Consider the following 13,337-nt stretch of genomic DNA (forward strand, 5'->3'; position numbering starts at 1 on the left):
TTGCGGCGGGGCTCACCTCTTCCCATCCCGAACAGAGAAGTTAAGCCCGCCTGCGCAGATGGTACTGCATCATTGTGGGAGAGTATGTCGTCGCCTTTCTTTTGAAAACCCTGTTTCCAGCGAAACGGGGTTTTCTGTTTTATAACATCTTTATGAGAAAAATATATTTACCCTAGTTTTAGAAGTGTTAAATTATAGTCAATTGTTTGAGGTAAATATTGATACTTTAGACTTTTCGAATTTGAATGAGTACTTTTGTCTTCAAATTATTTATTTTAATATGAAGAAAAACATTTTATTGTTAGCACTTTTAGCTGTAACAGGTTTAAGTGCGCAACAACGTCCAAAGTTGGTTGTGGGTATAGTTGTAGATCAGATGAAAATGGAATATTTATATCGTTTTTCAGATGATTTTTCTCCAAACGGCTTTAAGAGATTAATGAATGATGGATTTACGTTCCAAAATATGCATTATAATTATATGCCAACTTACACGGCTCCTGGACACGCTTCAATCTATACGGGTACTACGCCTGCTACTCACGGAATTGTCGGTAACGAATGGTTTAGTAGAACTCTTGGAAAAGAAATGTATTGCACAGATGATGCAGAGGTTAAAATTGTAGGAGATGGTACTGCCGAAGAAGGTGCAATGTCTCCAAAAAACCTTCAAAGTACTACAATTACTGACGAAGTTAGAATGGCTACCAATTTTAATGGAAAAGTAATTGGAATGAGTTTAAAAGATCGTGGTGCTATATTGCCAGCGGGTCATTTTGCTAACTGGGCATTTTGGTATAGTAAAACAGGATCTTTTATTTCTAGTTCATTTTACGGTGAAAAATTACCTGATTGGGTTAGCGAATTCAATAATGAAAAGAACTACTTAAAATATATCAATAAAGGCTGGGATTTGTATAAGCCAGCTTCGGTTTACAATGAAAGTCTTCAAGATAATAATCCTTATGAAGGAAAATTATATGGTAGTGCAGCGCCAGTTTTTCCTTATGATCTGAAATCGATGTATGAGAAGAATGATGCTGGTGTTATTAGAGCTACTCCTTTTGGGAATGATTTACTTGCTGAATTTGCAAAAAGAGCGATTGAAAAAGAAGAATTAGGAAAAGATAATATAACAGACTTTCTTACGGTTAGTTTTTCTTCTACAGATTATGTAGGGCATTTACTTGGGCCCCGTTCAATGGAATTGCAAGATACTTATTTGAGATTGGATCAGACAATTGCTGATTTCTTGGCTTATCTTGATAAAACAGTTGGTAAAGGTAATTATTTACTTTTCTTAACCGCAGATCACGCAGGAGCTGAGAACGTAATTTATTTGAAAGATCGTAAATATAATGTAGATAATTATCCTTCTAAAGAGGTTAAGAAAAGCCTACAGGATTTTTCAACTAAGGCTTTTGGAGTAGATTTGATTCAAAATTATTCTAATTTTAATGTGTTTTTTAATAAACAGATTATAAAAGATAAAGGATTAGAACTTGTAAGTGTAAAGAAAGCTTTCAAAGATTTCTTAATTACTCAGCCACAAGTTAAAAAAGTTTATACGGAAGAAGAAGTTCTGGCAAATGCTGGAAATGATTATTCTTTAAATTTTGTAGCGAAAGGTTACGACGTTACGCAAAATGGAGATTTGGTTATTGTAGATAAGCCAGGAGTTATTGAGTATACATCTACCGGTACATCTCATGGAACTATTTACAGTTATGATACGCATGTTCCAGCAATTTTTTACGGATGGCACATTAAAAAAGGTGAATCTTACGATAAAAAAGCAATCACAGAAATCGCTCCAACTATAGCGCAGAAAATAAAAGTTTCTTTTCCAAATGGAACTGAAGCTAAGGTTATGACTGAAGTTTTAGATAATAAAAAATAATCATTGATTATATTTTAAAAACCTGTCTTCGTGACAGGTTTTTTTATGCCATAAAAAAAGGCTTTTCAATAAAGAAAAGCCTTTTGTAAAAGTGATTTAGTAAGCACTTGTTTAAGTATTAGCCTATGCGTTTGCTAATACTATTTCTTCGTTAAAAGGAAGATTCCATGCTTCCGCAACTCCTTTGTAAAGGATTTTCCCATTAGCTACGTTTAATCCTTTTTTCAATTCTTCATTTTCTGCACATGCTTTTTCCCATCCTTTGTTTGCTAATTGTACCGCATATGGTAAAGTTGCATTTGTTAAAGCTAAAGTAGAAGTGTAAGGAACAGCTCCTGGCATATTAGCTACACAGTAGTGAACAATATCGTCAATAATAAAAGTTGGGTTTTCGTGAGTAGTTGGAGTACAAGTTTCAATACATCCTCCTTGGTCTACAGCTACGTCAACAACAACAGTTCCTGGACGCATTAATTTAAGCATATCACGAGTAATTAAGTGAGGTGCTTTTGCTCCTGGAATTAAAACTGCTCCAACAATTAAGTCTGCATCTTTAATTGCTCTTGTAATATTGTAGTGGTTAGACATTTCGGTATTTACGTTTGCAGGCATGATGTCGTCTAATTGACGTAAACGTGGTAAGCTTAAGTCCATAATAGTTACTTGAGCACCTAATCCAGCAGCCATTTTTGCAGCCTGAGTTCCTACAATTCCTCCACCTAAAACTAATACTTTTGCTGGCGGTACACCAGGAACACCTCCTAAAAGAATTCCTCTTCCTTTTAGTGGTTTTTCTAGGTATTTAGCACCTTGCTGAATTGCCATACGACCTGCAACTTCAGACATTGGAACTAATAATGGCAAACTTCTGTCTGTTTTTTCTACAGTTTCGTAAGCCAAACAAACAGCCCCTTTTTCTAACATTGCATGTGTTAATTCTTCAGAAGAAGCAAAGTGGAAGTAGGTAAACAATAATTGATCTTTTTTGATCAATGGATACTCAGAAGCAATTGGCTCTTTTACTTTGATGATCATTTCTGCAATTGCATAAACTTCTTCAATTGTTGGTAAAATTACCGCACCAGCTTCTACATATTCTTCATCTGCGAAACCGCTACCTAAACCAGCAGTAGATTGAACATAAACTGTATGTCCGTGTTTTTTCATTTCAGAAACACCTGCAGGAGTTAAAGCAACTCTGTTTTCGTTATTTTTTATTTCTTTAGGAACACCTATTATCATTTTGTTATAATTTTTTGTTTTTGTTGAAATTGTTTTACAAATCTACAGATAGAGAATAAATTATGGTTTAGGACATGATAAATAAGAAAATATTATTTTATTTTTTACTTTTACAGAAAAATATTCTGTTTTAATTCTAAATATATTCTTCAAAAAGAAAAAAAGACTAAATAGTACTAATTTTAATAAAACGTTTTCGTTATGCCTTTAGATGAAATTGACAAAAAAATCTTACGTCTCTTGCAGGAAGACGCGCATTACACTTTAAAAGATATTGCAAACAAAATAAATTTGTCTTTAACGCCTGTCCACGATCGAGTGAAACGTCTTGAAAAAGATGGGATTATAGAGAAATATGTAACCCTTTTAGACAAGAAAAAATTAGGAAATAATTTGACTGTTTACTGTCAAGTTACTCTCACTAAGCAGACTTATGACACTTCAGAGGGATTTAACCAGTCCATTTTGAATTTGCCAGAAGTTGTGGAGTGTAATTATGTTTCTGGAAACTTTGATTATATGCTTAAAATTATAATTCCAGATATGGAAAGCTATCATCATTTTCATCAAAAAAAATTATCGGTGCTTCCTGAAGTTTCCTTAATAAATACAGTTTTTGTTATTTCTGAAGTAAAAAGCACAACTGTACTTCCTATATAAAAGAAAAACCACCAAGATTAACTTGATGGTTTTAAAAAACAGTTAGTTTGGTTGAATTAATAATAAGTATAACGTCTTACTTTGGCAATATATTTTGCTAAACGAATAACTTGATGGCTATATCCGTATTCGTTATCATACCAAATGTATAATACGATGTTTTTTCCGTCTTTTGAAACAATTGTCGCATTGCTGTCATAAATAGATGGCGCAGAAGTTCCAACTATATCAGATGAAACTAATTCGTTGTTTAAAGAATATTTTATCTGCTCCACCAGTTCTCCTTCAAGAGCATATTTCTTCATGATTTTATTGATTCCTGCAATTGAGGTTGCTTTTTTAACCTCTAAGTTTAAAACTACAAGAGATCCGTTAGGAACAGGAACTCGAATTGCATTTGAAGTTAATTTTCCTTCTAAAGTTGGTAAAGCTTTTGCGACAGCGCTTCCTGCTCCAGTTTCGGTAATAACCATATTTAAAGCCGCAGCTCTTCCTCGACGGTATTTTTTATGCATGTTATCAACTAGATTTTGGTCGTTGGTGTATGCATGAATCGTTTCTAAATGTCCCTTTACAACACCAAATGTTTCTTCAACTACTTTTAAAATAGGAGTAATGGCATTTGTTGTGCAAGATGCGGCAGAAAAAATATTTGTTTCATCAGGATTAAAATCATTATGATTTACACCGTGAACAATATTTGGTACGCCTTTTCCAGGAGCGGTCAATAAAACTTTGCTTGCTCCGTTTGAGTTTAAATGTCTTCTTAACGCTTCTTCTGTTGTAAATGCTCCTGTATTATCAATCACTAAAGCATCATTAATTCCGTATGCGGTATAATCAATTTCCTCAGGAGAATTTGCGGTAATAATATGAACTGTTGTGCCGTTAATAATTAAAGCATTATTTTTAGAATCGGCTATTACAGATCCTTGAAAATCTCCGTGAATGGAGTCGTATCTTAAAAGAGAAGCTCGTTTCTCTAAACTCGATGCATCATTTTTATCACGTGTTACAATTGCTCTAAGTCGTAGTTGATTTCCTTTTCCAGTTTTAGACATTAGCTCTCTTGCCAATAAGCGTCCGATTCTTCCAAAACCATACAAAACAACATCTTTTGGCTGAATTTCTTTTGAAGATTTTGCTTTTTTCAATTTTTCAATAACAAAATATCTTGCATCAGGATATTTTTCATCTTCTAAACGATACTCGTAAGTCAATTTGCCGAGATCTATTTTTGCTGGCGGAAGATCTAAAGATAAAACCACTTTTGCGATTTCAACCGAATCGAAAATGGTTATTGGTTTGCCTACAAATTCACCAGCATATTGATGAAGATTGATAATGTCGCTTACGTTTTTATCCAATAATTGATTTTTGAATAAAACCATTTCGATTGATTTGTCATACCATAAATCGCTTATGGTTTTGATTAATTCTACGCCGGCTTTTCGTCGGTCGACTTGTAATGATACCTCTTTTTGGTACAATGTTTTGTTACTCATAATTGAAAAAATAAAATGCTCACTATTTTAAAATTTTGGGCAAAAGTATCTATTTCAATCGATTTCGTAAACTATTTTCGAATTTATTTTTAAAATAAAAAAGCCACCTTAAAATTTTTAAGATGGCCTTTATTGAAGTTATCAGTCTTAGTTCAAAAACTGTAAATTGTAAATTAAATTATGATTCTGAAAATTTCTCCATTTCTGTTGATCATTTCAATTCGAACACTTTGTCCTTCGTCTTTTTTACTTAAAAGTTTCGAAACTGTTTCTACGTTTGTTGCTTTTACATTATCGATGCTCAAAATGATGTTTCCTAGTAATTCGTTTTGATATTGCATTAAATTCTCATTGGTGATGTTTTTAATTTTTACACCATAATCAATTCTGAATTTTTTCTTGTCAGCAGCATCAATATTTTCTAATTCAATTCCTTTTACTTCAGCGCTGTAAAATTCGTTTTTGCTTAAAGTTACAGGAACTGTTTTCGTTTTTCCGTCCTTAATATAAGTTACTTTAACCACATCGTTTGGACGTTTTGTATTAATGTAGCCTGATAAATCGGCATAAGTTGAAATATTCTGCTCATCAAGTTTTACGATAATGTCTCCTTTTGTTAAACCAGCTTTTTCTGCACCAGAATTTTTAGAAACTCTATTAATATAAAAACCTTGAGTTTCTGTAATTCCTAATTCTTTAGAAGCTGTAGCATTCAATTCGCCACCTTCAACACCAAGAATACCTCTTTGTACATTTCCATATTCCATAATGTCCTCAATAATTTTGCGTGCAATATTAGAAGGAACAGCAAAAGAATATCCAACATAAGAACCCGTCATAGACGAAATCATGGTATTAATTCCAATTAATTCACCGCGAGCATTTACTAACGCTCCACCGCTATTACCTGGGTTTACAGCAGCATCAGTTTGAATGAAAGACTGGATTCCGCTTTGGTCTAAATTTCTTGCTTTAGCCGAAACAATTCCGGCAGTTACAGTCGAGGTCAAGTTATAAGGATTTCCAACTGCAAGCACCCATTCACCCACTTTTACAGTGTCAGAGTTTGCAAAAGCGGTGTAAGGAAGTTTTTCGTCAGCATTGATTTTCAAAAGGGCAATGTCCATTTTAGAATCGGTACCGATTAACTTCGCTTTGTATGATTTTTTGTTGTTTAAAGTAATTTCAATATCTGTAGCGTCTTTAATTACGTGATTGTTCGTAACAATATATCCATCTTCAGAAATAATTACGCCAGAACCAGTTCCTACTTGTTCTTGTTGCTGCTGTCCACCATATCCGTAGAAAAACTCTAGCATTGGGTTGCTTACAGTCCTTCTAGAAACATTTTTTACGTGAACAACAGTATGAATTGTTTTGTCTGCGGCTTCAGTAAAATCTAGTATTTCGGCACCTAAACCAACATTTTTTCCGTAAGAGTTAGGGGCAAGAGTTACAACAGAATTTCCTTTGCCAAAAAAAGAATTGTTGCTTTCAAATAATAACTTGTAAGCACCAAGAGTAATAGCACCACTTAATAATGACACTAAAAATAAGGCTGAAAATCTTTTCATATTAGAATTTGTAATTAAGTTATTAGGATTTACGTTCATGTTTTATTTAACGTAAAATTACTTCAAAAAATTATTTGTAAAAACGGTTTAACGCTCTTTAACAATGATTAACATTTCATTAATTAATAGTTTGTACTTTTGTACTTCTAACAACTAAAAAATGCAAGTAGAATTTTATAAATATCAAGGCACAGGAAACGATTTTGTAATGATTGACAATCGTACAGATTTCTTTCCAAAAGACGATGTGAAACTTATTGAACGACTGTGCGACAGACGTTTCGGAATTGGAGCTGACGGATTAATTCTTTTAGAAAATGATGCTGAAACCGATTTCAGAATGGTTTATTACAACTCTGATGGAAACCAAAGTTCGATGTGCGGAAATGGCGGCCGTTGTCTGGTTGCTTTTGCCAATCAATTGGGTGTAATTGATGATAAAACGACTTTTATCGCAACTGATGGATTACACCATGCTTCTGTTAATGCTGATTCGATTGTTTCTTTGCAAATGATTGATGTGAACGAAATTCAGAAAAAAGATTCTTATACTTTTTTAAATACAGGTTCACCTCACCATGTTCAAATTGTAGACGATTTAGAACATTATAATGTTAAAGAAAGCGGAGCCGCAATTCGTTATGGCGAATTATATGGCGAAAAAGGAAGTAATATCAACTTTGTAAAAAAAGTAGACAACGATACTTTTTCTTTAAGAACTTACGAAAGAGGTGTTGAAGATGAAACTCTTGCTTGCGGAACTGGCGCTACCGCCGTTGCAATTGCTATGAATGCGATTGGAGAAACCGATAAAACTTCGATAAACTTAAATGTTGAAGGCGGAAAATTGGTTGTTTCTTTTGATAAAGATAATGATGGCTACACGAATGTTTTCTTGACAGGACCTGCAAAATTTGTTTTTAAAGGAACAATTGAAATATAAAACCCCAAAATTTTTAAATTCCAAATTCCAAGTTTATAATGCAAATCTAAAATCTTCAATCTAAAATCTAAAATTGTCAATGATTACATTAAAAGGCGAAAACATTTATTTGCGTGCACTTGAACCTCAGGATTTAGAGTTCATTTATTCGATAGAAAATGATGAGAATATTTGGGAAGTCAGCAATACGCAGAGTCCTTACAGCCGTTTTTTGATTAAACAATATTTAGAAAATGCTCATCAAGATATTTATGAGGCGAAACAGCTTCGTTTGGCAATATGTCTAGACGAAGATTTTCCTGCTGTCGGATTGATTGATTTGTTTGATTTTGATCCTAGAAATAATAGAGCGGGAATTGGTATTGTAATTCAGAAAGAAGAAAATCAAAAGAAAAACATTGGTTCTGAGGCTTTAGAGCTTTTAATTAAATATTCTTTTTATAATTTAAATCTCCATCAATTGTATGCAAATATTGGTGTGCAAAATGTAGCCAGTGTCGCACTTTTTACTAAATTTGGTTTTAAGAAAATCGGGATAAAAAAAGATTGGATTTTGTATCATAACCACTATCAAGATGAAGCAATTTTTCAGTTAATTAATCAACAAATTTAAATTTTAAGCTTTGAGTCTAAAGAAAATAATCACAATAAGTGCCGTAGCCATAATTTCAGTTTTATTGATTTATGGTTTTATTTTAATCAGTAAAATTTTTAGTTCTAATACTAAATTTGAAGAAAAAGAAGTATACGTTTATGTGCCAACAGATGCTAACTATGCTGATGTAAAAAAGATTTTAGCACCTTATGTCAAAAATTTTGACAATTTTGAAATGGTTGCAGAAAAAAGAGATTATCCAGAAAATGTAAAATCGGGTCGTTTCCTTTTAAAGAAAGACATGAACAATATCGATTTGGTTCGTGCCATGCGTTCTAATATTCCAGTTAAATTGGTTTTTAATAATCAAGAACGTTTAGAGAATTTTGCCGGAAGAATTGGTGCCGAAATCGAAGCTGATAGTACATCATTAGTAAAAGCATTTAAAGATCCTGCTTTCTTAGAAGCAAACGGATTTAATGAAGAGAATGTTTTTGCCATGTTTATTCCAAATACTTATGAGGTTTATTGGAATACTTCTGCAGAAAAATTCCGTGATAAAATGATAAAGGAATATCATAATTTCTGGACAGATGAAAGAATTGCAAAAGCTAAGGCGCAGGGTTTAACTCCAGTTCAGGCAACTATTCTGGCTTCAATTGTTCACAAAGAATCTGTTAAAAAAGACGAAAGACCTCGTATTGCGGGCGTTTACTTAAACCGTCTTCGTTTAGAAATGCCATTACAAGCTGATCCAACAGTTATTTATGCTTTGAAACTGAGAGATAATAATTTTGATCAAGTGATTAAAAGAGTTTTTTATAATGATTTGGTAATGAGGTCTCCATATAATACTTATGTAAATAAAGGACTTCCGCCGGGGCCAATTGCAATGCCAGATATTACAGCTCTGGAAGCGGTTTTAAACCCTGAAAAAAACGATTATATTTATTTCTGTGCAAGTGTTGAACGTTTCGGATATCATGAATTTGCAGCCACATTGGCAGAACACAATGTAAATGCTAAAAAATATTCAGATTGGATCGCTAGTCAAGGCGTAACAAGATAAAAAATTTAGTGATCTAAAAAAGATTTAAAACCGAAGTGAATTTCACTTCGGTTTTTTTATTCTAAAATATTTTAAAAACCAAAAATATGAAATTCCTAATTTGTATGTTTTTTTGATATTTATTAATAAAAAAATAGGCAATTTTTAAAGTTGAATTTTATAATATTCAAAAACTGTCTTTCAAAATTTGAAGAAAAAATAATCTTTTTAAGTAAGATAATTCTTTCTTTTTATTAAAAAATGCTTAAAATTTATATAAAATGAATTTTTTTTTGGCCTTAAATTTTGGTTTTTAAGGTTAAAAAATTGTTACCAAAATCTTTCGGAATCTATTACTATAGCTGGGATGAAAGCGATTTTTGAAATTATGCTAAAAACGCTAAAACCTTGATTTTAAGCATATTTTAAAAATGTCTTATCTTTGCACCGTAGAAATTTCAAGAGAGTGACAGTGTCTTGAAGAAAAACAATTTATGATAAAGAAATGGTATTTTTATGCGAGTTTAGTCGTTATTATTACATTTTTAAGTTTGGGATTTATTCCCTCTAGCCACGAAACCAAACCTTGGTTTTTAATTGAAAAAACAGATGGATCAGAATATATTTTTCCATCTAAAGAAAAGGATGATTATCCCAATACAAACGTCCCATTCACAGGAAATCATCTTATAGGATTTAAAGAAGCAGTAGCTTTTAAAGAATCGCAAGGGAAGTACAGATTAGTAAATTCTCTTGGTTATATGGGCAAATATCAATTTGGTTCTAAAGCTTTAAGAGCTATCGGAATTAATGATAATAAAGCCTTTTTAAAAGATCCTGCTCTACAAGAAAAAGCCTTCACAGCTTTGTTAGCCAAAAACAAATGGATTTTAAGAAATGAAATCAAAAGGTATGAAGGCAAAATCATTAGTGGTATTGAAATTACCGAATCTGGAATTTTAGCTGCGGCGCATTTAGGTGGCGCAGGTTCTGTAAAGAACTTTTTCAAAAACAAAGGAAGCAGACATTTTAGAGATGCTTTTGGAACTTCTTTGAGAAGCTATATGAGAGATTTTGCAGGTTACGATCTTTCTTTTATAGAAGCAGACAGTAACGCAACAGTTAATGACTAAACGTAAAAAGAAAAATCCCTTTAAGGGATTTTTCTTTTTTAATCTATTAAGGCTTCTAAGATTTTTATAGCTGCTTCACTTATTTTAGTTCCTGGACCAAAAACGGCCGATGCTCCAGCGTCAAACAAGAACTGATAGTCCTGAGACGGAATTACACCACCAACAATTACCATTATATCATCTCGTCCGTGTTTTTTGAGTTCTTCTATAACTTGCGGAACCAATGTTTTATGACCCGCCGCAAGTGATGAAACGCCTAAAATATGAACGTCATTTTCTACAGCTTGTTTTGCAGCTTCTGCGGGAGTTTGAAACAAAGGGCCAATGTCAACATCAAAACCTACATCGGCGTAGCCTGTAGCTACAACTTTTGCTCCACGATCGTGTCCATCTTGTCCCATTTTGGCAATCATAATTCTAGGACGTCTTCCTTCTTGTTTGGCAAAAATATCTGCTAGATTTTTTGCCTTCTCAAAATTCTCGTCATTCTTTATCGCTGCACTATACACTCCGCTAAAAGATTTAATTTGCGCTTTAAAACGGCCAAAGACAGTTTCCAATGCATTGCTTATTTCGCCTAGTGTTGCTCTGTTTCTAGCGGCTTCAATGGCATTTTCTAATAAGTTTCCTTGACCTGTTTGTGCACAAAGGATTAATTTTTCTAGTGACTTATTTACTTTTTCAGAATCCCGTGTTCGTTTTATTTCTTCAAGACGTTCGACTTGCTGTTTACGAACTAGCTGATTGTCTACATCTAAAATGTCCAACGGATCTTCTTTTTCTAAACGATATTTATTTACACCGACAATAATATCTTGTCCGCTGTCAATTCTTGCTTGTTTTCTTGCCGCAGCTTCTTCAATTCGAAGTTTCGGAATTCCAGCTTCAATAGCTTTTGTCATTCCGCCGAGTTCTTCTACTTCTTCAATTAATTTCCAAGTTTTTTCGACGATATTATTAGTCAAGCTTTCAACATAATAACTGCCAGCCCAAGGATCAACCGTTTTTGTAATTTTAGTTTCTTCCTGAAGAAATATTTGAGTATTTCTGGCAATTCTAGCGGAGAAATCTGTCGGAAGTGCAATAGCCTCATCTAAAGCATTGGTATGTAAAGATTGCGTTCCTCCAAAAACCGCCGCAGAAGCTTCAATGCAAGTTCTTGCCACATTATTAAACGGATCTTGTTCGGTCAAACTCCATCCGCTGGTTTGGCAATGTGTTCGCAATGCTAGAGATTTGTCACTTTTTGGATTGAACTGTTTTAATAATTTAGCCCAAATCATACGTCCAGCCCTCATCTTGGCAATTTCCATAAAATGATTCATACCAATTGCCCAAAAGAAAGACAATCGTGGTGCAAAGTCATCAATAGTCATTCCTGTAGATAATCCAGTTCTGATATATTCTAAACCATCTGCCAAAGTATAAGCTAATTCAATATCTGCGGTTGCACCAGCTTCTTGCATGTGATATCCAGAAATAGAGATCGAATTGAATTTTGGCATTTTTTTGCTCGTAAATTCAAAAATATCAGCAATAATTTTCATCGAAGGAGTGGGAGGATAGATATAGGTATTTCGTACCATAAACTCCTTTAAAATATCGTTTTGGATGGTTCCTGCTAATTTTTCAGGAGAAACACCTTGTTCTTCAGCTGCAACAATATAAAATGCCATAATTGGAAGAACAGCTCCGTTCATAGTCATAGAAACAGACATTTCATCTAACGGAATCTGGTCGAAAAGCACTTTCATGTCTTCTACAGAATCTATCGCAACGCCTGCTTTTCCGACATCGCCCACAACTCTTTCATGATCTGAATCATAACCGCGATGTGTAGGAAGATCAAAAGCAATGGAAAGTCCTTTTTGTCCCGCGGCTAAATTTTTTCTGTAAAAGGAATTGCTCTCCTCTGCTGTAGAAAATCCAGCATATTGACGGATTGTCCATGGACGTCTTACGTACATTGTGGCATATGGACCGCGTAAGTTAGGCGCAAAACCAGCTCCGAAATCAAGAAATTCTAAATCTTCGATATCTTTCTCCGAATAGTTTTTTTTGATTTCAATTCCTTCAGCAGTCGTAAAGTTTTCGGTCAAGTTTTCTAATTCTTGACTTTCAACTTTCAACTTTTGACTTTGAAGCGTAATATGTTTAAGGTCTTTTCTCAATTGTAAAATATTATTTAAAATTGGTTTAGTTCACTATTTCTGGATGTGTGAAAAATGGATTTTATAACAATCTTATTATCGTAAATAGAATAATGTATGGCGTAAGGAAAAGTCTTTAAAAAGATAATTCTTGTTTTGTCATATCTTATTTGGAATAAGAATGGATCTTTTTTTAGAATTGCAAGGCTTGCTTTAAATGAATCGTTAAATCTTATTGCTAAATTAGGGTGAATGTCTTTGTACCAAAGCAATGACTTTTTATAATCTGACTTTGCTTCTGTAATAATCTCTATTTTATAATTCATTTTCAATTTCCTTTAAAAAATCATCAATGTCAGTCGCATCGCTTGGATTTTTTAAGTATTTCTCTGTCCTTTCTCTCACTTGGTCAATTTGCCACTGTGGAATTTTGTATTCATTATTTTGAATAGGCAAAATAATTACTTCTACTTCATCTGCTTTAAAATCATCAGGTAAAATAACAGTTACTGAATGGTTTTTAACCGTTATTATTTGTCTAATTGCTTCCATAATTATTTAGGTTTATATTCAAATATAGATTTTTG

At 33.2% G+C, this 13,337-nt stretch carries 12 protein-coding genes and 1 rRNA gene; 7 read left to right on the plus strand and 6 right to left on the minus strand.

Going from position 1 to position 13,337, the window contains the following annotated elements:
- Together rrf and pafA are read left to right on the plus strand one after the other, a co-directional pair.
- A 5S ribosomal RNA gene (gene rrf / locus EG814_RS18310) occupies nt 1-99 on the plus strand; the annotation flags it as partial.
- Nucleotides 100-280: 181 nt separating this feature from the next.
- On the plus strand, nt 281-1,900 hold the full coding sequence (pafA, locus tag EG814_RS18315; RefSeq protein ID WP_125723334.1) for an alkaline phosphatase PafA: 1,620 nt from the start codon (nt 281-283) through the stop codon (nt 1,898-1,900).
- A gap of 123 nt (nt 1,901-2,023) precedes the next feature.
- Here pafA and ald read toward each other — a convergent pair whose 3' ends face one another.
- The gene (gene ald, locus EG814_RS18320) at nt 2,024-3,142 is read right to left on the minus strand and encodes an alanine dehydrogenase (RefSeq protein ID WP_125723335.1); all 1,119 of its coding nucleotides are present in this window, start codon (nt 3,140-3,142) and stop codon (nt 2,024-2,026) included.
- Nucleotides 3,143-3,343: 201 nt separating this feature from the next.
- Here ald and EG814_RS18325 point away from each other — a divergent pair, with 201 nt between their 5' ends.
- The gene (locus tag EG814_RS18325; RefSeq protein WP_125723336.1) at nt 3,344-3,802 is read left to right on the plus strand and encodes an Lrp/AsnC family transcriptional regulator; all 459 of its coding nucleotides are present in this window, start codon (nt 3,344-3,346) and stop codon (nt 3,800-3,802) included.
- A gap of 56 nt (nt 3,803-3,858) precedes the next feature.
- On the opposite strand, the gene EG814_RS18330 is transcribed toward EG814_RS18325, so the two are convergent.
- Nucleotides 3,859-5,307 (minus strand): glyceraldehyde-3-phosphate dehydrogenase, encoded by a 1,449-nt coding sequence (locus EG814_RS18330; RefSeq protein ID WP_125723337.1) that lies wholly within the window; start codon nt 5,305-5,307, stop codon nt 3,859-3,861.
- Nucleotides 5,308-5,480: 173 nt separating this feature from the next.
- A complete protein-coding gene (locus EG814_RS18335) occupies nt 5,481-6,881 on the minus strand; it encodes a trypsin-like peptidase domain-containing protein (RefSeq protein ID WP_125723338.1) in 1,401 nt (466 codons plus the stop codon).
- A 160-nt stretch (nt 6,882-7,041) separates the two neighbouring features.
- Between EG814_RS18335 and dapF the strand changes: the two genes are divergently transcribed.
- The 4 genes from dapF (at nt 7,042) to EG814_RS18355 (ending at nt 10,600) form a co-directional block, all read left to right on the plus strand.
- Entirely contained in the window at nt 7,042-7,824 is a 783-nt protein-coding gene (dapF, locus tag EG814_RS18340; protein WP_125723339.1) for a diaminopimelate epimerase, read from the plus strand.
- 79 nt (nt 7,825-7,903) lie between these two features.
- Nucleotides 7,904-8,437, plus strand: coding sequence for a GNAT family N-acetyltransferase (locus EG814_RS18345; protein ID WP_125723340.1), 534 nt, complete (start codon nt 7,904-7,906; stop codon nt 8,435-8,437).
- A 10-nt stretch (nt 8,438-8,447) separates the two neighbouring features.
- Nucleotides 8,448-9,488 carry an endolytic transglycosylase MltG gene (gene mltG / locus EG814_RS18350; RefSeq protein WP_125723341.1) on the plus strand — a complete coding sequence of 347 codons (1,041 nt, stop codon included), beginning with the start codon at nt 8,448-8,450 and terminating at the stop codon, nt 9,486-9,488.
- A 473-nt stretch (nt 9,489-9,961) separates the two neighbouring features.
- Entirely contained in the window at nt 9,962-10,600 is a 639-nt protein-coding gene (locus EG814_RS18355) for a peptidoglycan-binding protein LysM (RefSeq protein ID WP_125723342.1), read from the plus strand.
- A gap of 38 nt (nt 10,601-10,638) precedes the next feature.
- On the opposite strand, the gene scpA is transcribed toward EG814_RS18355, so the two are convergent.
- The 3 genes from scpA to EG814_RS18370 are packed head-to-tail and all read right to left on the minus strand — an operon-like array spanning nt 10,639 to nt 13,302.
- Complete coding sequence (gene scpA / locus EG814_RS18360) at nt 10,639-12,771, minus strand: methylmalonyl-CoA mutase (RefSeq protein WP_125723343.1); 2,133 nt, start codon at nt 12,769-12,771, stop codon at nt 10,639-10,641.
- Between the two features lie 14 nt (nt 12,772-12,785).
- The gene (locus EG814_RS18365; protein WP_125723344.1) at nt 12,786-13,076 is read right to left on the minus strand and encodes a type II toxin-antitoxin system RelE/ParE family toxin; all 291 of its coding nucleotides are present in this window, start codon (nt 13,074-13,076) and stop codon (nt 12,786-12,788) included.
- Nucleotides 13,066-13,302, minus strand: coding sequence for a hypothetical protein (locus tag EG814_RS18370; protein ID WP_125723345.1), 237 nt, complete (start codon nt 13,300-13,302; stop codon nt 13,066-13,068). Before EG814_RS18370 ends, EG814_RS18365 begins: the two co-directional genes overlap by 11 nt.
- Nucleotides 13,303-13,337: the final 35 nt, after the last annotated feature.

The sequence above is a fragment of the Flavobacterium ustbae genome, from assembly GCF_003946915.1.
Taxonomy (GTDB): Bacteria; Bacteroidota; Bacteroidia; order Flavobacteriales; family Flavobacteriaceae; genus Flavobacterium; species Flavobacterium ustbae.

What these genes read in the sequence shown, in the direction of transcription:
- pafA (WP_125723334.1), top strand. Translation starts at nt 281, where the DNA reads ATGAAGAAAAACATTTTATTGTTAGCACTTTTAGCTGTAACAGGTTTA.
- ald (WP_125723335.1), bottom strand. Translation starts at nt 3,142, where the DNA reads ATGATAATAGGTGTTCCTAAAGAAATAAAAAATAACGAAAACAGAGTT.
- EG814_RS18325 (WP_125723336.1), top strand. Translation starts at nt 3,344, where the DNA reads ATGCCTTTAGATGAAATTGACAAAAAAATCTTACGTCTCTTGCAGGAA.
- EG814_RS18330 (WP_125723337.1), bottom strand. Translation starts at nt 5,307, where the DNA reads ATGAGTAACAAAACATTGTACCAAAAAGAGGTATCATTACAAGTCGAC.
- EG814_RS18335 (WP_125723338.1), bottom strand. Translation starts at nt 6,881, where the DNA reads ATGAAAAGATTTTCAGCCTTATTTTTAGTGTCATTATTAAGTGGTGCT.
- dapF (WP_125723339.1), top strand. Translation starts at nt 7,042, where the DNA reads ATGCAAGTAGAATTTTATAAATATCAAGGCACAGGAAACGATTTTGTA.
- EG814_RS18345 (WP_125723340.1), top strand. Translation starts at nt 7,904, where the DNA reads ATGATTACATTAAAAGGCGAAAACATTTATTTGCGTGCACTTGAACCT.
- EG814_RS18355 (WP_125723342.1), top strand. Translation starts at nt 9,962, where the DNA reads ATGATAAAGAAATGGTATTTTTATGCGAGTTTAGTCGTTATTATTACA.
- EG814_RS18365 (WP_125723344.1), bottom strand. Translation starts at nt 13,076, where the DNA reads ATGAATTATAAAATAGAGATTATTACAGAAGCAAAGTCAGATTATAAA.
- EG814_RS18370 (WP_125723345.1), bottom strand. Translation starts at nt 13,302, where the DNA reads ATGGAAGCAATTAGACAAATAATAACGGTTAAAAACCATTCAGTAACT.